This is a genomic window from Sphaerisporangium sp. NPDC005288, from assembly GCF_040607475.1.
Taxonomy (GTDB): domain Bacteria; phylum Actinomycetota; class Actinomycetes; order Streptosporangiales; family Streptosporangiaceae; genus Sphaerisporangium; species Sphaerisporangium rhizosphaerae.
Genome location: NZ_JBEXGT010000017.1, coordinates 149,663 through 167,578, shown reverse-complemented (window position 1 = coordinate 167,578; position 17,916 = coordinate 149,663). Strand labels below are relative to the sequence as shown.

Below are 17,916 nucleotides of genomic sequence, written 5' to 3'. Positions count from 1 at the left end.
CGCCTCGTCGCCGATGTTGACTGCGGGGTCGTGATCGGACGGTGTTCGTTACCCGGTGAACCCTTTGGACTTAATTCGGTTGATGTATTCATTCATGGGAGACATCGAGCGGTTCTTTGGTTGCCAGCCTTCAGGTTGATCCTCCAGGTCCTCGAAACCGCCGACCAGTTTCTTGTCGACATCTGATGCCTGCTCGAAGACCAGGCCCTGCGGATATGCCGTGAAAAGCGGGGCGTTCGCCGGTCGTCCAGCATGAGGATCGACCGTTCTTCCGCCGTCGGCCATGCCTGCCGCCGAGGTCTTGGCAGGTTGGAGGAACAGCAGGACACAAGTTCCGGCAGGGATGGCGGCCTCGAAGTCCCGCAGAGACCGGCATGGCGTGAGATCTGAGCCGCAAAGCGGGCCTTGGGGAAGCTCCACGAGCACTTGCCGATTCACCAGGGCATCTGTCCCGTTGATTCCCTTCAACTGTTCCGTCACGTCGACCTGCATGACGACGTTGTAGAGGTTGTCGTCGGGAACCGCACCGATGATGACGCGGCCCTGCGAGAATTTCGCCACCTCGCCCGCGACCACGACAGGAGCGGCACGACTGGCGGCAAGGTCTTCGGGGGAGTCGAAGACCAGGTGATCGTATTCGCGCGTCCGTAAGACGGCGACGTCGAGCTTTCCCGTCTTGGCGTTGCCGGTGCCGCCTGAGCTCGCCTGAGTGATCGGCTGCCGCCCGCACCCGCCCAGTACAATGACGGCCGTCGTCGCAACGACCAGAGTCAGAACCTTCTTGACGTCAACCACTCCGCTGCTCCTAGAACGGCACACCCACTCCGCCCCACTCATCGGCCTGGGGAGGCCCGGCCGGGGGCGGTCAGGAGGCCGCGGTGTCCTCGGGGCGAGTGATCCAGGAGGTGGGGAGGCGGAGCGCGGTCAGGGCGCCGGGGGCGGGGCGGCCGTCGATGGACGGCGGGCCGTCCTGCTCGACCGGCAGCAGCAGCCAGCGGGCGGCGGGCCGGGCCGTGGCCTGGTCGGCGAGGCGTTCCAGCACCGCCAGCCGGTCGTAGCGGGCCAGCGGCGCGGCCTCCACGATCAGCAACGGCCGCCGGTCGCCCTCCAGGCGCTCCTCCAGCGGCGCCGCCGCCATCGCCACCAGCGTCCGCAGGTTCGCAGCGTCCTGCGGGGCGGCGTCCGGGCGGTCGCTGCGCAGCACCAGCGACCAGTCCACCTCGTGCGCGTCCGCCTCCCGCCGCATCGCGGCCAGCAGCTCGGTCGTGGCGTCCACCGGCGTGACGCCGAACCGCCCGGCCAGCCGGGCCACCGCGCGCGTGTAGTGGCGCCAGTCGACCGACAGCGTCACGAAGGCGTGCTCGGGGAGCGAGGCGGCCATTCGCCGCTCGAAGGCGACCGGCTCACGGGCCCGGCTGCCGCCGCCGACGCGGGTGACCGACGTCTGGCCGTGGCCGGTGGCCAGGCCGCTGGAGGCCCGGTCGCGCGGCAGGTACCGCCCGTCGCTGAACACCAGGGGGACCTCGGCCACGTGCAGCAGCGCGTCCAGCCTCGGCCGGTCGGGCAGCTCGCCCACCAGGGGGTAGCGGGCGCGCACCCGGGCCCTGAGCTGCTCGGCGTCCAGGCCGTGCCGCACGACGGCCAGCGAGGAGGCGAGCTGCCGCAGCGCCCGCACCGGGTCCAGCCCCGCCGGGTACACCTCGCCGCGGCCGTTCGCCGCCGCCCTCTCCGACGCGGCGGCGGCCAGCGCGGCCAGCCGTACCGGGGTCAGCGGCGCCATGCCCGGCGCGAGCCGCACCTCGCGCAGCCGCGTCTCGCAGTACGCCGCCGACGGCAGCGACTCCTCGGCGGCGAGTGCGGCGAGCCGGTCGGCCGCGCGGCCCAGGCGCACGGCGTAGTCGAGCAGGTCGGTGCCCGGGACGGCCTCGGGGTTGTCCGGCACCTCCAGAGCCAGGACGGCCGTGCCGAAACACCGCCTGGTCAGCAGGCGGGCCTCCGCACCCCGGTCGCCCTCGACGTCCACGGCGGCGCGCACCAGGCCCAGCGCCCGGGTCAGCCGCTCGGCGCCGTCGCTCACCGAGCCGCGCGCCGTCAGCAGCGACTCGGCGACGTCGGTCGCGGCGACCACGCCACCGGCCTGCGCGACCAGGTCGGCGATCTCCGCCCGCGCCTCGGTCAGCGCCCGGTTGCGCCGCCAGCTCTCGCGGGCCGTGGACGCGATCTGCCCCACCCGGCTCGCCGTGATGCCGCTCACCCGCGCGACCTCGCCGTGCGTCGGCCACATCATCGGCGGGTGGTCCCCGGACAGGCCGAGGTAGGCGCGCATCACCGCCTCCGCCGAGGAGTCGGCCCGGCCCGGCCTGGGCAGCAGCGAGGCAAGGACGCCGTCCACGCTGTGCCGGGGCACGTCCCGCGGCCCGGCCGGCGCAGGCGTGAGGCCCTCACCCGGGCGCAGCCGGGCCCGCCACTGCTTGGCGCGGCGGCGCACCTCGCGTCGGGTCGGTTCCGACACCCCCGACAGGCGGGCGATGTCGAACGGGGAACGGGCCAGCAGGTCGGCCACCGTGCGCACGTCCACCCGGTGCAGGGCGTCCACGGCGCGCGGGGTGAGCCCGGCGTCGGCGACCGGCGTCTCCAGGCCGGCGGCGGCGGCCCGTTCGTCCAGTTCCTCCCCGGCCACCGGCTCGGCCGCGCCCGCCGGCGTCGCGTCGCCCGCCGCCGGCGGCACGACGGCGAAGATCGCCCGCCACTCGGTGTGCATGCTCTCGACCGTGTCGTGCCGGCTCTTCGGGTCGCGGGCCAGCGCCCTGGCGAAGAACCGGCCCAGGCCCTCGCGTACGGTCGGCTCGAACAGCGCCGGGTCGATCGTCACGTCGGCGCTGATCACCGCCGGATGGCTGCGGTTGCCCTCGCCGTACTCCGGCGTCTGGCCGGTGGCCATCTCGTACAGGGTCACCGCCGCCGCGTACCGCTCGGCCGCCGCGTCGTACCGCGGGCGGTGCACCGGGTCGAAGAACGGGTCCAGGTACGGCGGCGTGCCCACGCCGGTCTTCTCCAGCGGGGCGCGGGACAGCGAGAAGTCGAACAGCGTGAGATGGACCTGTCGGCTCTTGCCCAGCTCGCGGAAGGCGAGATTGTCCGGCTTGATGTCGCGGTGGTTCACCCCGGCCAGGTCCAGCGAGACCAGGATCTCCAGCAGGTCCTTGCCCCAGCGTTCCAGCAGGTCCAGCGACAGCCGCCCCTCCCGCTTGACCAGCGCGGCCAGGCTCTCGCGCCCGGCGTCCTCCAGCAGCAGCGCCGTACGGCCGCCCACGACGAGCGGCCCCTCCAGAAGCTGGGCGATGCGGCTGTCGCGGGCCTGCGGCAGCACCTCGGCCTCGTCCAGCAGCCGTCGGCGCGCGGCGTCCTCGTCCAGCGCGACCTTCAGCACGGCCTCGGCCCGGCGGTTCCCCTCGCGGCCCGCCGGCCCGTCCTGTGCCAGGCGGCGCTCGTCCCGGACCAGCAGCGCGAGCGCGGTCGAACCCTGGTCGAGGCGCTGCAGCACCTCGAACCGCGCCGGATCCTCGTCGGTGCCGATGCGTCGGCCCGGCTCGGCCTCGAACGGGTCGACCCGCTCGGCCGCCTCCTCGGGCTGCGACAGCTCGGCCACCAGCTTGGTGAACTCGCGCAGGAAGTCGCCGACCGACTGCAGCCGCAGGTCGGTGTCCCCGGCCGTCGCCTCCCTGACCAGGTCGACCATCGCCTGCGGCGCGCCGTCCAGCGCCGCGCTGACGTCCAGGCCGCCCGACTGGGCGAGCACCTGCTGCAACTCCTCGCCGCTGTCCGCCGGAGGCCGCCCCGTGAAAATCAGGTAGGCGAGCGCGCCGAGACCGAACACGTCGGCCACCACCGGGTCGGCGTCCTGGTCGTGCCGGGTCTCCGGCGCCAGGTACCCGTGCACGCCGACGTCGGTGAGGTCGTCCAGCGTGCGCGTGCCGGGGACATAGGAGTCGCGCGTCGCGGGTGCCATGCGCAGGGCCGTGTGCCAGTCGCGGATCCGCGCGCCGTACCGGCCCTGCGCCATCGGCCGCACGAACACCGAGCGCGGGCTGAGCCGCCGGTGCACCAGCCTGCGCCGGTGGGCGTACCCGAGGGTGTCGGCCAGCGCCCGCACCAGGTCGAGCCGGTGGTCGATCGTCAGGCCGTCGGTGCGACCGGCCAGGAAATGGTCGAGCCGCACCTCCGAGGAGTCGTGCGCGAACACCACGGCCGGGCCGCGCTCGTGCTCGTAGAACTCGATGGCCTGCGCGATGCCCGGATGGCTGACGTTCTCCAGGATGCCGAACTCGCGGCGGGCGGCCCGCAGGCTCGCCATCTTCTCCTCGTCCGACGCCTGCGCGTCCCGGATGTAGAACCGCACCCGGCGCACCCGGTCGAGCGCGGTGTGCCGGCCCAGGTAGTCCTGCCAGCCCGGCCCCTCGGCGAGCGGGTTGTCGTCCAGCAGCAGGTTGCCCACCGTGCGGTGCCGCACGCTGCGCCGCACCCCGGCCCGCTCGATCACCTTGGCCAGCCGCACCGACCGCTCACGGTCGATCACATCACGGCCGTCCCTGGGCGGCCTGGCCAGCAGGTCGGCCAGCAGCTCGTCCAGCCCCGCCGGCCCCTGCCCGTCGATGCGGTACACCCCCGCCCGGCCCCGGTCGGTGAGCCGCACCTGTGCGCCGGGCTGGTGCAGGACGACCCCGGCGTACACGAACGGGATGCCGCGCGCACTGCCCGACACGTCGACCAGGAGCTGCTTGAAGTGCTTGGCCTTGACATCGGTGAGCAGACGCGGATTGTCCTCGGCGCGCCTGTTGTGGAACCAGGTCTGATGGTCCCCGGTGATCGTCCCCGACCAGTGCTTGAGCTCCAGCAGGTAGACGCCGGCCTGGCCGATCACCAGCAGGTCGACCTCGTACTGCCGGCCGCTGCGCGTGGTGAAGGTGAAGTTCGACCAGGCACGGTAGGGGTCGGTGTCCGGCAGCAGGTCGCGGATCGCCGCCAGCCCGCCTCTCTCGTGCGCGTACTCCGACGGAGTGACCTCCACCCAGCGCCTGCTTCCCGCCTCCACACCCACCCCAGCTATCTTCGGAAGCCGTGCCCGCCCGCCGTCCATCCTGCCGGGCCACATAAGGTCGCGCCGGACTTCCCCGTGGTTTACCCGTACCTTGCGGGCTTGCGGTGCGGGAACGGTCGGATATCGTCGCGGCGGGGGCGGTGATCAAGGCCGGGAGGGCTGCGGTGAGCGTTGCCGAGGACGTGCGATTCGGGGTGCTGGGAACGATTCAGGCCGAGGCGGGGGGACGGTCGGCCGGGCTCGGCTGAATCCCGATTCGCGGGGCATCTGCGGCCTTGCGGAGAACGGTCGGCCGGATATCGTCGCGGCGGGGCGGTGCTCAAGGCCGGGGAGAGGCGTACGAGGCGGCCCGCACGGGGGCGCAGGGCTTCGCACACTCACGGTGTCCGATCCGGCACGCGGTGGAGGCCGTGACATCTGTCGTGGGGTGGTCGTGACAAACGGCGGGGGAGTGGCGGCGCGGGGAGCCGGATGCTGGCGGCATGACGACGACACAGGCCGCACGGACGGCCCAGGAGTATGCGGTGGAGCTCCGCGGACTCCGCAAGCATTACGGCGAGGTCCGCGCCGTGGAGGAGGTCGATCTGCTGATCGGGCGCGGCGAGGTCGTGGCCCTGCTCGGTCCCAACGGCGCCGGCAAGTCCACCACGGTCGACATGCTGCTGGGGTTGACCCGGCCGGACGCGGGCGAGGTGCGGCTGTTCGGCGACCCGCCGAGCCGGGCCGTCGCCGGTGGCGCGGTGGGCGCGATGCTCCAGGAGGCGGGGCTGCTCGACGACGTCACCGTCAGGGAGACCGTGGCGCTGGCCGCCGCGCTGCACCGCGCTCCGCTGCCGGTGGAGGAGGCGCTGCGCAAGGCCGGCGTCGAGGATCTCGGCCCGCGCCGGGCCGCGCGGCTGTCCGGCGGCCAGAAGCAGCGGGTGCGCTTCGCCATGGCGCTGGTCTGCGACCCCGCCCTGTTGGTGCTGGACGAGCCGACGGCGGCGATGGACGTGGGCGGGCGCCGGGACTTCTGGCGGTCGATGCACGCCTTCGCCGACTCCGGCCGGACGGTGATCTTCGCCACCCACTACCTGGAGGAGGCCGAGGACTACGCCGACCGGGTGGTGCTCATGCGCGACGGGAGGATCGCGGCCGACGGCCCGGTCGCCGCGGTCATGGCAGGGGTGTCCGGCCGTACCGTCCGGGCCTGCGTCCCCGGAGTGGACGCCGAGGAACTGCGGCGGCTGCCCGGGGTGGTCGAGGCGCGGGTGCGCGGCGACCGCGCCGAGTTGCGCTGCGCGGACGCGGTGGTACGGGAGCTGCTGGCCCGCTTCCCGGCCGCCCGCGACATCGAGGTGGTCGCGCAGGGCCTGGAAGAGGCGTTCCTGCGGCTGACCGAGGACCCTGAGGAGGAGCGGCGATGAGGATGGCATACGTGCTGTTCGAGGTCAGGCGGGTGGTTCGCGACTCCAGGTTCCTGGCGTTCGCCGTCGCACTGCCGGTGGGCCTGTTCCTGCTGCAGGCCGGCATGTTCGGCGGCGCGAACGGGGCCGCTTCGATCATGGGCGGCCTCGCCGCCTTCGGCGCGTTCAGGGCGGCGCTCGACACCGGGGCGCGAGCGGCCGTCGAACGGGGCGCCGGGTGGCAGCGCCAGCTCCGGCTGACCCCGCTCACGGGAGCCGGATACCTGGCGGCGAAGGCCACGGTGGCGATGCTGGTGGCCGTCCTGCCGATCGCGGGGGTGGCGCTGGCCGCGGCGCTGCTGTCGGGCGTGCACCTGTCCGCGGGCGGCTGGGCCGGGGCGGTGCTCGGCGTGTGGGCGGGCACCGTGCCGTTCGCCCTGCTCGGCCTGCTCGTCGGCCAGGTGGCCACGCCGCAGAACGTCCAGACCTACCAGGGTGCGCTCCTGCTGCTCCTCGGCTTCGCCGGCGGCCTGCTCATCCCGGTGAGCGTCTTCCCGCGGGCGCTGGCCTCCGTCGCCCAGGCGCTGCCGACCTACTGGCTGGCCGACATCGCGCACGCCGCCGCCGCGGGGGGCGGCCGGGTGGGTCAGGCGGCCCTGGTGCTGGGGCTGTACACGCTCGCGCTCGGCGCGGCGGTCATCGTCCGCTACCGCCACGACGGCGCCCGCGCTTGACCAAGGGCAGCGATGGGAACGCGGTGATCGCCGCGGCGGATGAGCACATGCCGGCCGCTGCGGTGGATCGGTTGGTTGAGTGCCGTGCGGGTCGGTGGTCGGCGGGTGGTGGTGGTGCGGTGTCCGCTCAGCTTGACCGGGTCCAGGATTTCGCCGCCTCAGTGGATGCGTACTCCGGCGCCGAAGCGGCCGGTCGTGGGGACGGCGAGATTGGCGCCGCCCTTACGGCGGCCGGCTCGGTGAACGTTCGTGGACATCGCACCAGGCGGGGTCAAGGGAGATCCGGCGTTCGGGCGACGGGTCGGAGTTACAGGCCGGGATTAGGGTGAATCCATGCACGAGCAGGGCCTCTTCGGTGCCACGGCGTGGCCGGTGTGGAACCTCACCCCGGTGAGCGATGGCCGGTGGCGGAGGGCGCGGGGCGTCGTCGTGCTCGCGCTGTTCCTGGTCTGGCCGCTGCGGGACGCCATCACCGCCGTCGTCCGGCCGGGCGCCGGGCCGGCCCAGGTCCTCGTAGCGGCCCTGGTTCTCCTCTACGGAGCGGTGTGGGTCTTCGCGATGATGTACGGCGTCACCCGGCCGCCCCGCGACCGGCTGGTGATCGTCGGCCTGCTGTTCGCCCTGGGGACGGGGGTGGCGCTGCTGCGCGGGCACCCGGCCGACCTCGGCCACCTGGCCTACGCGCTGACGGCGGCGGTGTGGCTGTTGCCCGCGCGCTGGGGCCTGCTGCTGGCTCTGGCCGTCGGCACGGCGGAACTGGCCGCCACCTGGGCGCTGAACGGCGGGGTCGGCTGGAGCGACGCGCAGGAGCTCATCTCGCAGACGGTGACCCCGGTGGCCATCGGCCTGCTGGTCCGGCTGGTCATCCAGCTCAGCCGGGCCCGGCAGGAGATCGAGACGCTGGCCGCCGCCGCCGAGCGCGCCCGCCTGGCCAGGGATCTGCACGACGTGCTCGGCCACAGCCTCACGACGATCACCGCCAAGACGGGCCTGGCGCGGCGCCTACTGGAGAGCGGCGCGGACCCCGAACGGGCGCTTGCCGAACTGCGTGACGTCGAACGGCTGTCGCGGCAGGCGCACGGGGAGATCCGCGCCACCGTGTCCGGCCAGCGCCGGCCGTCGCTGACGGTGGAGCTGCTCGGGGCGCGCGAGGCGTTGCGGGCGGCGGGCATCGCCGCCACCCTGCCGGCCTCGGTGGACCACGTGCCCGCCGAGCTGGTCGAGCCGTTCGCGTACGTGCTGCGCGAGGGCGTCACGAACGTGATCAGGCACAGCGGCGCGACGCGGTGCGAGGTGCGGCTCGGCGAGGCCACGCTGGAGGTCCGCGACAACGGCCGCTCGCCGGCCCGCGTCCGCCCGGCCGGCAACGGCCTCACCGGCCTGGCCGAACGGCTGTGCGCCGTCGAGGGCCGCCTGGAGGCCGGCCCGCTGCCCCAGGGCGGCTACCGCCTCCGGGCGAGCCGGACGTGAGGCGGCCGTGATCAGGGTGCTGCTGGCGGACGATCAGGCGCTGGTCCGGGGGGCCTTGGCCGCGATGCTCGCCCTGGAGGCCGACATCGAGGTGGTCGCTCAGGCCGGGTCGGGCGCCGAGGCGGTGGAGGCGGCGCGGCGCACCCGCCCCGACGTGGCGCTGCTCGATGTGCAGATGCCGGGCGGCGACGGGCTGGCCGCCGCCGCGGAGCTGCGCGCGGCCGTCCCCTCCTGCCGGGTGGTGATCTGCACGACCTTCGGACGGCCCGGCTACTTCGCGCGGGCGATGGAGAACGGCGCCGCGGGGTTCGTCGTGAAGGACTCCTCGCCGGAGCATCTGGTCGAGACCGTCCGCAGGGTGCACGCCGGGCTGCGCGTCGTGGACCCCGCCCTGGCGGCCGAGTCGCTGGCCAGCGGGACGAGCCCGCTCACGGCGCGCGAGCGCGACGTGCTGCGCGAGGCCCGGCACGGCGGCACCGTCGCCGAGATCGCCAGGGCGCTGCGCCTGTCGAACGGCACCGTGCGCAACCACCTGTCGGCGGCCATCGGCAAGACCGGCGCCGCCACCCGCGCCGAGGCGGCCCTGATCGCCGACGAACACGGCTGGCTCTGACCGCCGGCGGACACGGCTGGCTCTTGGGCGCCGATGGCCGACCGTGCCCCTCGCTCCGCCGCCGGAACACGTCCAGGGACGTCGATGTCTCGGCGTCCCTGGGCGTTCAGGGCCGGGGGCCGCCAGGCGGACGCGGAAGCGCCGGTGGCGTGGACGTCATGAGGCCCTGCGGCCGGCCGTCTGTGGGGGCGGGGACTCGCCCGGCCCGGAGGTGCGCTGTGGGGGCACCACGGGCGTGGGACGCACCAGGCCGAGGGCGACGACCTCGTTCGCCAGCCTCGTGCGCCGGTTGATGCCCTCGGGGATGCGGAACTTCTGGTACAGGCGCAGCAGGTGCTGCTTGACCGCGGCCTCCGTCACCACCAGGTCGTCGGCGATCTCGCGGGCGGTCGCCGGCGCGACGAACGCCTCGTCCGACAGCGCGGGCCTGCACAGGGAGGTCAGCACGTCGACCTCCCGCCTGGTCAGCTCGGGCGCGGCCGCGCGGCGCAGCTCGACCTCCGGCGCGAAGTCCTCCCTCGGGATGCCACCCACGCGGCAGCGCGCCGCGCCGAAGGAGACGACGTCGCCGTCGTCCAGCACCCTCCGGGCGATCGGCCTGCCGTTCACCCGGGTGCCGTTGCGGGACAGGCCCAGGTCAACGACATACAGGTAGGGTCCACGGCGGACGAACTCGGCGTGCAGCCGTGACACGCTCGGATCGGCCAGCCTCACGTCGACGCCTCGGCCTCGGCCGATCGTCGTGATCTCGGGGCGCAACGGGACCACCTCACCGGTGTCCTCGACGCGTATGAACGGCCCCTCCACGGCAGTTCCTCCCCAGGTAGCCCGCCGTTACTTCCGCTACAGCTCCGGCTTACCCAAACGAGGGGTTGGGGAATCTCCTTTGCCATAACGAGAATCAATGCAGAAATTGGTCTGGACCTCCTCGGCCGGTTTTACCAGCTCACAGGTAGACTGCGGACGAAGATAAGCGGAGGAAACAACACATGGCGGACAACCCCACCAAAGGCCTCGCCGATGTCGTCGCCGCGTCCACAGCGCTGAGCGACATCGACGGCAAAGCCGGTCGCCTCTTCTACCGCGGCTACGACATTCACGACCTGGCCGGCCGCACGAGCTTCGAAGAGACCGCGCACCTGCTGCAGCATGGCACGCTCCCCACGCGACAGCAGCTGGCCGATTACGGAGCCGAGCTGGTCAGGGGCCGCACCCTCGGCGCCCTCGTCGAAGCCAACGTCGCCGAGATCGCCGAGAAACAGGGCCCCATGGAGGCGCTACGGACGCTGGTCTCCCTCGCCGGCGCCGAAGACCCCGACAAGGACTCCAACGAGGCCGAGGCCAACTGCCGCAAGGCCGCGCGCCTGACCGCGCAGCAGCCCATCCTCGTCGCCCGGTACCACGCGGCCCGCACCGGCGCCCCGCTGCGCGAGCCCGACCCCGAGCTGAGCGTCGCGGCGAACTTCCTGCTGCAGATCACCGGCCGCGTCCCCGACCAGCACGCCGTCGACGTCTTCGACGCCTGCCTGGTGCTGCACGCCGACCACACCATGAACGCCTCCACCTTCGCCGCCCGCGTGTGCGCGGCGACGTTGTCGGACATGCACTCGGCGATCGTGGCCGCCATCGGCACGCTGAAGGGCCCGCTGCACGGCGGCGCGAACGAGCAGGTCATGCGCACGCTGGAGAGCATCCCCGCGGACGGCGTGGCGCAGGCCGTACGCGACAAGCTGGCCCGCGGCGAGAAGATCATGGGCTTCGGGCACCGCGTCTACAAGACCGAGGACCCGCGCGCGACCCACCTTCGCAAGATGTCGCGCGAGTTGGGCGAGGCCGGCGGAGATGACACCTACTATCGGATGTCGAAGGAGATGGAGGAGGTCGTCTTCGCCGAGAAGGGCCTCTATCCGAACGTCGACTTCTACGCCGCGACGGTCTACCACTATCTCGGTATCCCGACGGACCTGTTCACCCCCGTCTTCTCGGTGAGCCGGATGTCCGGCTGGACCGCTCACGTGATCGAGCAGCACGCCGACAACCGGTTGATCCGTCCCGACAGCGAGTACATCGGGCAGCGCGACCAGAAGTGGGTACCGATTGACGAACGGTAAGGGCTGGGGGTCGTACCTGCTGGTCCTGGCGGGTGCGGCCATCGGCCTTGGGGCGATCGCGGTGGGCCTGCCCGCATGGGCGGGCTCATTGGTCGTGGCGGGCTCGCTGCTGCTGGGCGCCGTGCTGCGACTGATCGTCCCGGACGGCGGCGAGAGCCTTCTCGCGGTGCGCAAGCGGCGCACCGACGCCGTCACCTATGGCGTCCTCGGCTGCGTGCTCGCCGTGGTCGCCGCCAGCGTCGCCGTGCAGTGGATGACGGGCAGATAGCGGCCCGGCATACCCGGTCGGGTAGCCTCACGACGATTGCGTGCGTAGAAAGACCGGTTTGGTCAGCCTAGTCGTAAGAAGTTGTAAGAAGGGGAACCCCAAGCATGCCCAAGATCAAGGTAGCGGGTCCCGTCGTCGAACTCGACGGCGACGAGATGACCCGGATCATCTGGAAGTTCATCAAGGACCAGCTGATCCTGCCCTACCTCGACGTCGACCTCAAGTACTACGACCTGGGGATCGAGCACCGCGACGCGACCGACGACCAGGTGACGATCGACGCCGCCAACGCCATCAAGCAGTACGGCGTCGGCGTCAAGTGCGCCACCATCACCCCCGACGAGGCGAGGGTCGAGGAGTTCGGCCTGAAGAAGATGTGGAAGTCGCCGAACGGCACGATCCGCAACATCCTCGGCGGCGTCATCTTCCGCGAGCCGATCATCATGTCCAACGTGCCGAGGCTCGTCCCGGGCTGGACCAAGCCGATCGTCGTCGGCCGTCACGCGTTCGGTGACCAGTACCGCGCCACCGACCTGAAGATCCCGGGCGAGGGCACGCTCACTCTGACCTTCACCCCCAAGGACGGCTCGGAGCCGATCGAGCTCGACGTCTACGACTTCCCGGGTTCCGGCGTCGCGCTGGCCATGTACAACCTGGACGAGTCGATCCGCGACTTCGCCCGCGCCTCGATGCGCTACGGCCTGGCCCGCAACTACCCGGTCTACCTGTCGACGAAGAACACCATTCTCAAGGCCTACGACGGCCGGTTCAAGGACCTGTTCGCCGAGATCTACGAGACCGAGTTCAAGGCCGACTTCGAGGCCGCCGGCATCACCTACGAGCACCGGCTGATCGACGACATGGTCGCCGCCGCGATGAAGTGGGAGGGCGGCTACGTCTGGGCGGCCAAGAACTACGACGGCGACGTGCAGTCCGACACCGTCGCCCAGGGGTTCGGCTCCCTCGGCCTGATGACCTCGGTCCTGATGACCCCCGACGGCCGCACGGTCGAGGCCGAGGCCGCCCACGGCACGGTCACGCGCCACTACCGCGAGCACCAGAAGGGCAACCCGACCTCGACCAACCCGATCGCCTCGATCTTCGCCTGGACCCGTGGGCTCGCCCACCGCGGCAAGCTCGACAACACCCCCGAGGTGACCGCGTTCGCCGAGGCGCTGGAGCAGGTCTGCATCGAGACCGTCGAGGGCGGCCAGATGACCAAGGACCTGGCCCTCATCGTCGGCGCCGACGCCAAGTGGCTGACCACCCAGGACTTCCTGGCGGCGCTGGACGAGAACCTCAAGAAGAAGATGGCCGGCTGACGCCTGCGAGCAGACGTGGGGCCCTCCGCCGGGAGTCCGGCGGACGGGCCCTTCGCCGTTCCGGCGAGAGCCCGCGCCCGGCGAAAGCGCGCGCCCGGCGGGGTGCCGTGCCGCCCGGATCCTGGGACCCGCCCGGGTCATGACGCCCGCCGGAGGAGGTCACGTCGTGGTCTCGGGCACCGGCGATACTCCCAAGGGGCCGTAAAGTTCTCATGGTCGGAACCTGACACGACCAGAGGACGGGAATGCCGGAGCTCGGGCCGCTCGGACGAGGAGATCCCGAGCAGATAGGCCCCTTCAGACTGACCGGCCGCCTCGGAGAGGGCGGCCAGGGGGTCGTGTACCTCGGCCAGGACGACACCGGCGAACGCGCGGCGGTCAAGCTGCTGCACGTGAAGTTCAGCGGCGACCACACGGCCAGGTCGCGCTTCGCGCGTGAGCTCAAGGCCGCCCAGCGCGTCGCCTCGTTCTGCACCGCGCGGGTGATCGCCGCCGACCTCGACGGGGACACGCCGTACATCGCCAGCGAGTACATCGAGGGCAGGCCGCTGCGCGAGGCCGTCGAGACCGGGGGGCCGCTCAAGGCGGGCGGGCTGGAGCGGCTGGCGGTCGGCACGGCCACCGCGCTCACCGCCATCCACCGCGCGGGCATCGTGCACCGCGACTTCAAGCCCGACAACGTGCTCATGGCCGTCGACGGGCCGCGCGTGGTCGACTTCGGCATCGCGCGCATCCTGGATTCGACGGGCACGATCACCAGCAGGGCGGTCGGCACGCCCGCGTACATGGCGCCCGAGCAGATCTCCGGGGGAGAGGTGGGGCCGGCCGCGGACGTGTTCGCGTGGGGCTCGACGATGGCCTTCGCCGCCACCGGGTCGGCGCCGTTCGGCGGCACCTCCATCGCCGTTGTGCTCAACCGCGTGCTCAACCACGAGCCCGATCTGAGCGCGATGCCCGACCCGCTGCGCGCCGTGGTGCGCGCCTGCCTGGCCAAGGATCCGCGGTCCCGCCCGACGGCCGACCGGGTGCTGCTGCGGCTGCTCGGCCATGCCGACGCCGACGGCGCCTCCACCGCGGTCCTCAGCGAGGGCGCCGAGCTGGCGGGCCGCGAGACGGGCGGCACCGGCGGCACCCGCGACACCGCCTGGGCGGCCGGCCCCGGCGGCACGCCCACGGCCTGGCCGGGCGCCCAAGGCGGCGTTCCGGCCGGCCAGAACGCCCGGTTCGCGATGGTGGGCCCGGACGCCGCGGGCGGCCCGCCCGGGTCCCCGGAGGCGGCGCCCACGAGCGGCATGGCCCCCTCCCGGCGCCCGCGCAGGGGACGCTGGGCGGCGGCCGCGGCGGCGGTCCTGGTGCTGGCCGGGGGCGGCGCGCTGGCCGTACGGCAGTGGGGGCCGAGCCTCGGCCTCGGCGGCCCCGGGCCGTCGTCCCACATGGGCACCGCGCCGCCGAAGACCGCGAGCGCGCCGTCGCCGAGCCCGTCCGCCACCCTGGCGACCTTCCGCTCGATCGTCGACAAGGCCGCCATGACCGGCCGGCTGAGCATCGCCGTACGCGACCTGGTGCCGGGCATCGCCCTGCACGGCCAGGGCGGGTGGCACGGGTTCGAGGTGGAGGTCGGCTCCTACATCGCCAGGCAGCTCGGGGTTCCGGCGAGCGGCGTCTCCTTCCGCGCCGTGCCTCTGAGCGAGCGGGCGTCGGTGCTGGCCTCCGGCGAGGCCGACCTGGTCATCGCCAGTTACTCGATGTCCGCCGGCCGCAAGGACGCGGTGACGTTCGCCGGGCCCTACTACACCGGCCACGTGGACGTGCTCGTGCGCGCCGGAGATCCGTTCGAGAAGCTGTCCGACCTGGAAGGGCACAAGATGTGCGCTCCGGGGGCCAGCGTGACCACCGGGCTCGTCCAGGATGCCGTGCGCGTCCAGCTTGAGTCGGCCCCGACCTACGCCGCGTGCATGGACCTGCTGCGCCAGGGCAAGGTGGACGCCGTTCCCGGTGACGACCTGCTCCTCGCCGGGTTCGCCGACCGCGAGAGCATCCGCTACAAGGTGCTGGGAGCGCGGCTGACCGACGAGCGCTACGCCGTGGCGGTGAAGAAGGGCGATGTGCGGGCGTGCCAGGCGGTGCGCGCCGCGATCTCCCAGATGTACGCCGACCGCACGGCGCAGGCGCTGCTGAGGAAGTACTTCGCCAAGGTCGACTTCACCCCCGAGACCACCAGACCCGCCCCGGCCCCCTGCGACTAGCGCGGGCCCCGCGAGCCTTCGCTGGTCGAGCTCCGCACACCGGCGCCGCCGTCGCTGGTGCGCCGTCCACGAACGTTCACCGGCTCGGGCGCCGTAGCAGGCGCCGGCATCGCCGTACCACGACCCGCCGACCCGGCGCCGATCACTACAGCCCGTGGCCGGGGGTGGAGAGCCGCGCCGGTGAACGTATGTGGTCACCGCGCTAAGTGCGGCCGGGGGTGGAGTGCCGTGCTGGGTGGGCGTATGTGGTCACCGCGCTAAGTGCGGCCGGGGGTGGAGTGCCGTGCTGGGTGAGCGTATGTGGTCACCGCGCTAAGTGCGGCCGGGGGTGGAGTGCCGTGCTCGGTGAGCGTATGTGGTCACTGCTCCGGGTGCGGCCGGGGGTGGAGAGTCGTGCTCGGTGAACGATATGTGGTCACCGCGCTAGGCGTCGTGGCGGAGGGCGTCGATGGTGGTGGCGGCCCAGGTGAGGAAGCTTTCGGTCTGCATGATGCCGAGTTCGAGGGCGTGGACGCCGAGGCGGCCGGACGCCGGCGGGTTGGCGACCTTCAGCTCGTAGAGGTGGCCGAGCCTGGCCCGGCTGACGGCCGACATCCTCTCGAGCACGGCGACGGCCTCGGGGGCGTCAAGGAGCGGCAGCAGGAACGCCTGCAGGGCGTTCTCGCTGCGTGCGGGCTCGGCCGGTACGTGTTCCAGCATCCAGCGGTGGACCTCGGCCCTGCCCTCGGGCGTGACCGCGTAGGTCTTGCGTCCGCGCGCGCCCTCGGCCTCCACGGTGACCAGGCCGTCGGCGGCCAGTTTGGCCAGCTCCGGATAGATCTGGCTGTGCCCGGCCTGCCACACGTGGTTGATCGACACCTCGAACTTCTTGGTCAGGTCGTACCCGCTCGCCGGGCCGGAGGAGGACAGCAGGCCCAGCAGGGCGATGCGCAGGGACATGGCGTCATGATATCCAAGGATTGACATGTCAAGCCAGACATGTCACCTTCTACGTGTTCGGCCGGACCGGACGCGGCGCTCGCCACGGACCGGCCATGCCACGAAGGGCGAAGGGACGACAGATGGCGGCCACCACCACCACGGCTCCGGCACGGACGGAGCCGTCCACCAAGGGGAACGGGCTCCTGCTGCTCGGCGTGCTCGGCGGGATGTTCCTCGCGATGCTCGACCAGACGATCGTCGGCACCGCCCTGCCCCGCATCACCGCCGAGTTCGGCGGCGCGGGCCTGTACACCTGGGTCGTGACGGCCTACCTGCTGACCTCCACGGTGACGGTCCCGCTGTACGGCCGGCTGTCGGACGCCTACGGGCGCAGGCCGCTGCTGCTGGTCGGCGTCACGCTGTTCCTGCTCGGGTCGGCGCTGTGCGGCCTGGCGCAGGACATGGGGCAGCTCATCGCCTTCCGCGGCCTGCAGGGGCTCGGCGCGGGCGCGCTCATCCCGCTGTCGCTCGCGCTGGTGGCCGACCTGTTCCCGCCGGACAGGAGCGGCAGGGTGCAGGGCGCGCTGGGCGGCGTCATGGCCGCCAGCTACATCGCCGGGCCGTTCCTCGGCGGGTTCTTCACCGACCACGCGAGCTGGCGGTGGGCCTTCTTCGTGAACCTCCCGGTCGGCGCGGTGCTGCTGGGCATCATCGCGCTGCGGCTGCCCCGAGCCGGCGGCACCGGCCGGGCCAGGCCCGACCATCTCGGCATCGCCGTCTTCACCGTCGGCATCAGCGCGCTGCTCGTCGGTCTCACCGAGAAGGGCCTGGACGGCCACTCCTGGACCAGCCCGGCGGTCGCGGGCCCGCTGGCCGCCGCCGTCGTGCTGCTGGCGGTCTTCGTGCCGGTGGAACTGCGCGCCGAGCAGCCGATCGTGCCGATGCACCTGTTCCGCAACCGCTCCTACACCATCGCCAACCTGGCCTCCTTCTTCACCGCGGCCTGCCTGTACGCCGGGGCGGTGTTCCTGCCGCGCTACTTCCAGCAGGCGCAGGGCATGAGCGCCACCGAGTCCGGCCTGCGCATCTACCCGTTCATGCTCGGCATGCTGGCCGGAAGTGTGCTGACCGGCGGCCTGATCGGCAGGACGCGCCGGTACAAGCCCTGGCTGGTGGCCGCGCCCTTCCTCATCGCCGCCGGAGGGCTGCTGTGCTCGGGCCTGGCCGTCGACACCCCGGCGTGGGCGCTGGTGGCGTGGATGGCGCTCATGGGCCTCGGCGTCGGGCCGATGTTGTCGGGGCTGACGGTGGCCGTCCAGTACGCCGTCCCGGCCGGCTACATCGGCACGGCCACCGCCAAGCTCACTTTCTTCCGCCAGATCGGCGGGTCGGTGGCCCTGGCCGTCGCCGGCACGGCCTACGCCTCGGTCGTCCGCGACCATGCGGCCACCCGCGTGCCCGCGGAGGCGCACGCGGCGGCCGCCGCCGCGGTCATCCCGTGGCTGGCCGTGACCGGCGCGGTCATCGCGCTCGCCGCGCTGGTGTTCCTGCCCCGGCACGTGATCGAGCGGGGCGCGGCGCCGGGCGCCCCCGCCCTCGCGGAATAGGACACATCAGCCCAGGTCAGGTGCCGGCGGGACGTCGTGGCAAGGTTTTGCGGTCGCGTGGGGTTCGCCTGCACCAGGGGTCGCGTGTCGGGCGGGCGGCGCGCGACTCCGGCGGCGTTCAATTGAGCCGAACGCTTGGGG

At 72.7% G+C, this 17,916-nt stretch carries 13 protein-coding genes; 9 read left to right on the top strand and 4 right to left on the bottom strand.

Annotated elements, in window-relative coordinates; translation table 11 throughout:
• Nucleotides 1–48: 48 nt before the first annotated feature.
• Complete coding sequence (locus ABZU32_RS18310) at nucleotides 49–795, bottom strand: hypothetical protein (RefSeq protein ID WP_354923612.1); 747 nt, start codon at nucleotides 793–795, stop codon at nucleotides 49–51.
• Between the two features lie 70 nt (nucleotides 796–865).
• The gene (pglW, locus tag ABZU32_RS18305; protein ID WP_354923609.1) at nucleotides 866–5,098 is read right to left on the bottom strand and encodes a BREX system serine/threonine kinase PglW; all 4,233 of its coding nucleotides are present in this window, start codon (nucleotides 5,096–5,098) and stop codon (nucleotides 866–868) included.
• A 482-nt stretch (nucleotides 5,099–5,580) separates the two neighbouring features.
• Between pglW and ABZU32_RS18300 the strand changes: the two genes are divergently transcribed.
• The 4 genes from ABZU32_RS18300 to ABZU32_RS18285 all read left to right on the top strand — a co-directional run bounded on the left by ABZU32_RS18300 (nucleotide 5,581) and on the right by ABZU32_RS18285 (nucleotide 9,300).
• Nucleotides 5,581–6,504, top strand: coding sequence for an ABC transporter ATP-binding protein (locus ABZU32_RS18300; protein WP_354923606.1), 924 nt, complete (start codon nucleotides 5,581–5,583; stop codon nucleotides 6,502–6,504).
• Nucleotides 6,501–7,217 (top strand): ABC transporter permease, encoded by a 717-nt coding sequence (locus ABZU32_RS18295; RefSeq protein ID WP_354923603.1) that lies wholly within the window; start codon nucleotides 6,501–6,503, stop codon nucleotides 7,215–7,217. Before ABZU32_RS18300 ends, ABZU32_RS18295 begins: the two co-directional genes overlap by 4 nt.
• A gap of 333 nt (nucleotides 7,218–7,550) precedes the next feature.
• A complete protein-coding gene (locus ABZU32_RS18290; RefSeq protein ID WP_354923601.1) occupies nucleotides 7,551–8,687 on the top strand; it encodes a histidine kinase in 1,137 nt (378 codons plus the stop codon).
• A gap of 7 nt (nucleotides 8,688–8,694) precedes the next feature.
• Nucleotides 8,695–9,300 (top strand): response regulator transcription factor, encoded by a 606-nt coding sequence (locus tag ABZU32_RS18285; protein WP_354923598.1) that lies wholly within the window; start codon nucleotides 8,695–8,697, stop codon nucleotides 9,298–9,300.
• 156 nt (nucleotides 9,301–9,456) lie between these two features.
• Here ABZU32_RS18285 and ABZU32_RS18280 read toward each other — a convergent pair whose 3' ends face one another.
• Entirely contained in the window at nucleotides 9,457–10,107 is a 651-nt protein-coding gene (locus tag ABZU32_RS18280) for an FHA domain-containing protein (RefSeq protein ID WP_354837365.1), read from the bottom strand.
• Nucleotides 10,108–10,289: 182 nt separating this feature from the next.
• Between ABZU32_RS18280 and ABZU32_RS18275 the strand changes: the two genes are divergently transcribed.
• The 4 genes from ABZU32_RS18275 (at nucleotide 10,290) to ABZU32_RS18260 (ending at nucleotide 15,247) form a co-directional block, all read left to right on the top strand.
• Complete coding sequence (locus ABZU32_RS18275; RefSeq protein WP_354837363.1) at nucleotides 10,290–11,411, top strand: citrate/2-methylcitrate synthase; 1,122 nt, start codon at nucleotides 10,290–10,292, stop codon at nucleotides 11,409–11,411.
• Nucleotides 11,398–11,679 (top strand): DUF3017 domain-containing protein, encoded by a 282-nt coding sequence (locus tag ABZU32_RS18270; RefSeq protein WP_354837361.1) that lies wholly within the window; start codon nucleotides 11,398–11,400, stop codon nucleotides 11,677–11,679. The genes ABZU32_RS18275 and ABZU32_RS18270 overlap by 14 nt, the downstream gene beginning before the upstream one ends.
• Nucleotides 11,680–11,783: 104 nt before the next feature.
• Nucleotides 11,784–13,001, top strand: coding sequence for an NADP-dependent isocitrate dehydrogenase (locus ABZU32_RS18265; protein ID WP_354923595.1), 1,218 nt, complete (start codon nucleotides 11,784–11,786; stop codon nucleotides 12,999–13,001).
• A gap of 245 nt (nucleotides 13,002–13,246) precedes the next feature.
• Entirely contained in the window at nucleotides 13,247–15,247 is a 2,001-nt protein-coding gene (locus ABZU32_RS18260; protein WP_354923592.1) for a serine/threonine-protein kinase, read from the top strand.
• A gap of 423 nt (nucleotides 15,248–15,670) precedes the next feature.
• Here the strand turns inward: ABZU32_RS18260 and ABZU32_RS18255 are convergent, their stop codons facing one another.
• Nucleotides 15,671–16,186 carry a PadR family transcriptional regulator gene (locus ABZU32_RS18255; protein ID WP_354923589.1) on the bottom strand — a complete coding sequence of 172 codons (516 nt, stop codon included), beginning with the start codon at nucleotides 16,184–16,186 and terminating at the stop codon, nucleotides 15,671–15,673.
• A 122-nt stretch (nucleotides 16,187–16,308) separates the two neighbouring features.
• On the opposite strand from ABZU32_RS18255, the gene ABZU32_RS18250 reads away from it, so the two are divergent.
• Nucleotides 16,309–17,775 (top strand): MDR family MFS transporter, encoded by a 1,467-nt coding sequence (locus ABZU32_RS18250; RefSeq protein WP_354923587.1) that lies wholly within the window; start codon nucleotides 16,309–16,311, stop codon nucleotides 17,773–17,775.
• Nucleotides 17,776–17,916: the final 141 nt, after the last annotated feature.

Bases quoted from the DNA above. Each gene is read 5' to 3' on its own strand.
- ABZU32_RS18265 (WP_354923595.1), top strand. From the start codon at position 11,784: ATGCCCAAGATCAAGGTAGCGGGTCCCGTCGTCGAACTCGACGGCGAC.
- ABZU32_RS18295 (WP_354923603.1), top strand. From the start codon at position 6,501: ATGAGGATGGCATACGTGCTGTTCGAGGTCAGGCGGGTGGTTCGCGAC.
- ABZU32_RS18260 (WP_354923592.1), top strand. From the start codon at position 13,247: ATGCCGGAGCTCGGGCCGCTCGGACGAGGAGATCCCGAGCAGATAGGC.
- ABZU32_RS18250 (WP_354923587.1), top strand. From the start codon at position 16,309: ATGGCGGCCACCACCACCACGGCTCCGGCACGGACGGAGCCGTCCACC.
- ABZU32_RS18275 (WP_354837363.1), top strand. From the start codon at position 10,290: ATGGCGGACAACCCCACCAAAGGCCTCGCCGATGTCGTCGCCGCGTCC.
- ABZU32_RS18255 (WP_354923589.1), bottom strand. From the start codon at position 16,186: ATGTCCCTGCGCATCGCCCTGCTGGGCCTGCTGTCCTCCTCCGGCCCG.
- ABZU32_RS18300 (WP_354923606.1), top strand. From the start codon at position 5,581: ATGACGACGACACAGGCCGCACGGACGGCCCAGGAGTATGCGGTGGAG.
- ABZU32_RS18290 (WP_354923601.1), top strand. From the start codon at position 7,551: ATGCACGAGCAGGGCCTCTTCGGTGCCACGGCGTGGCCGGTGTGGAAC.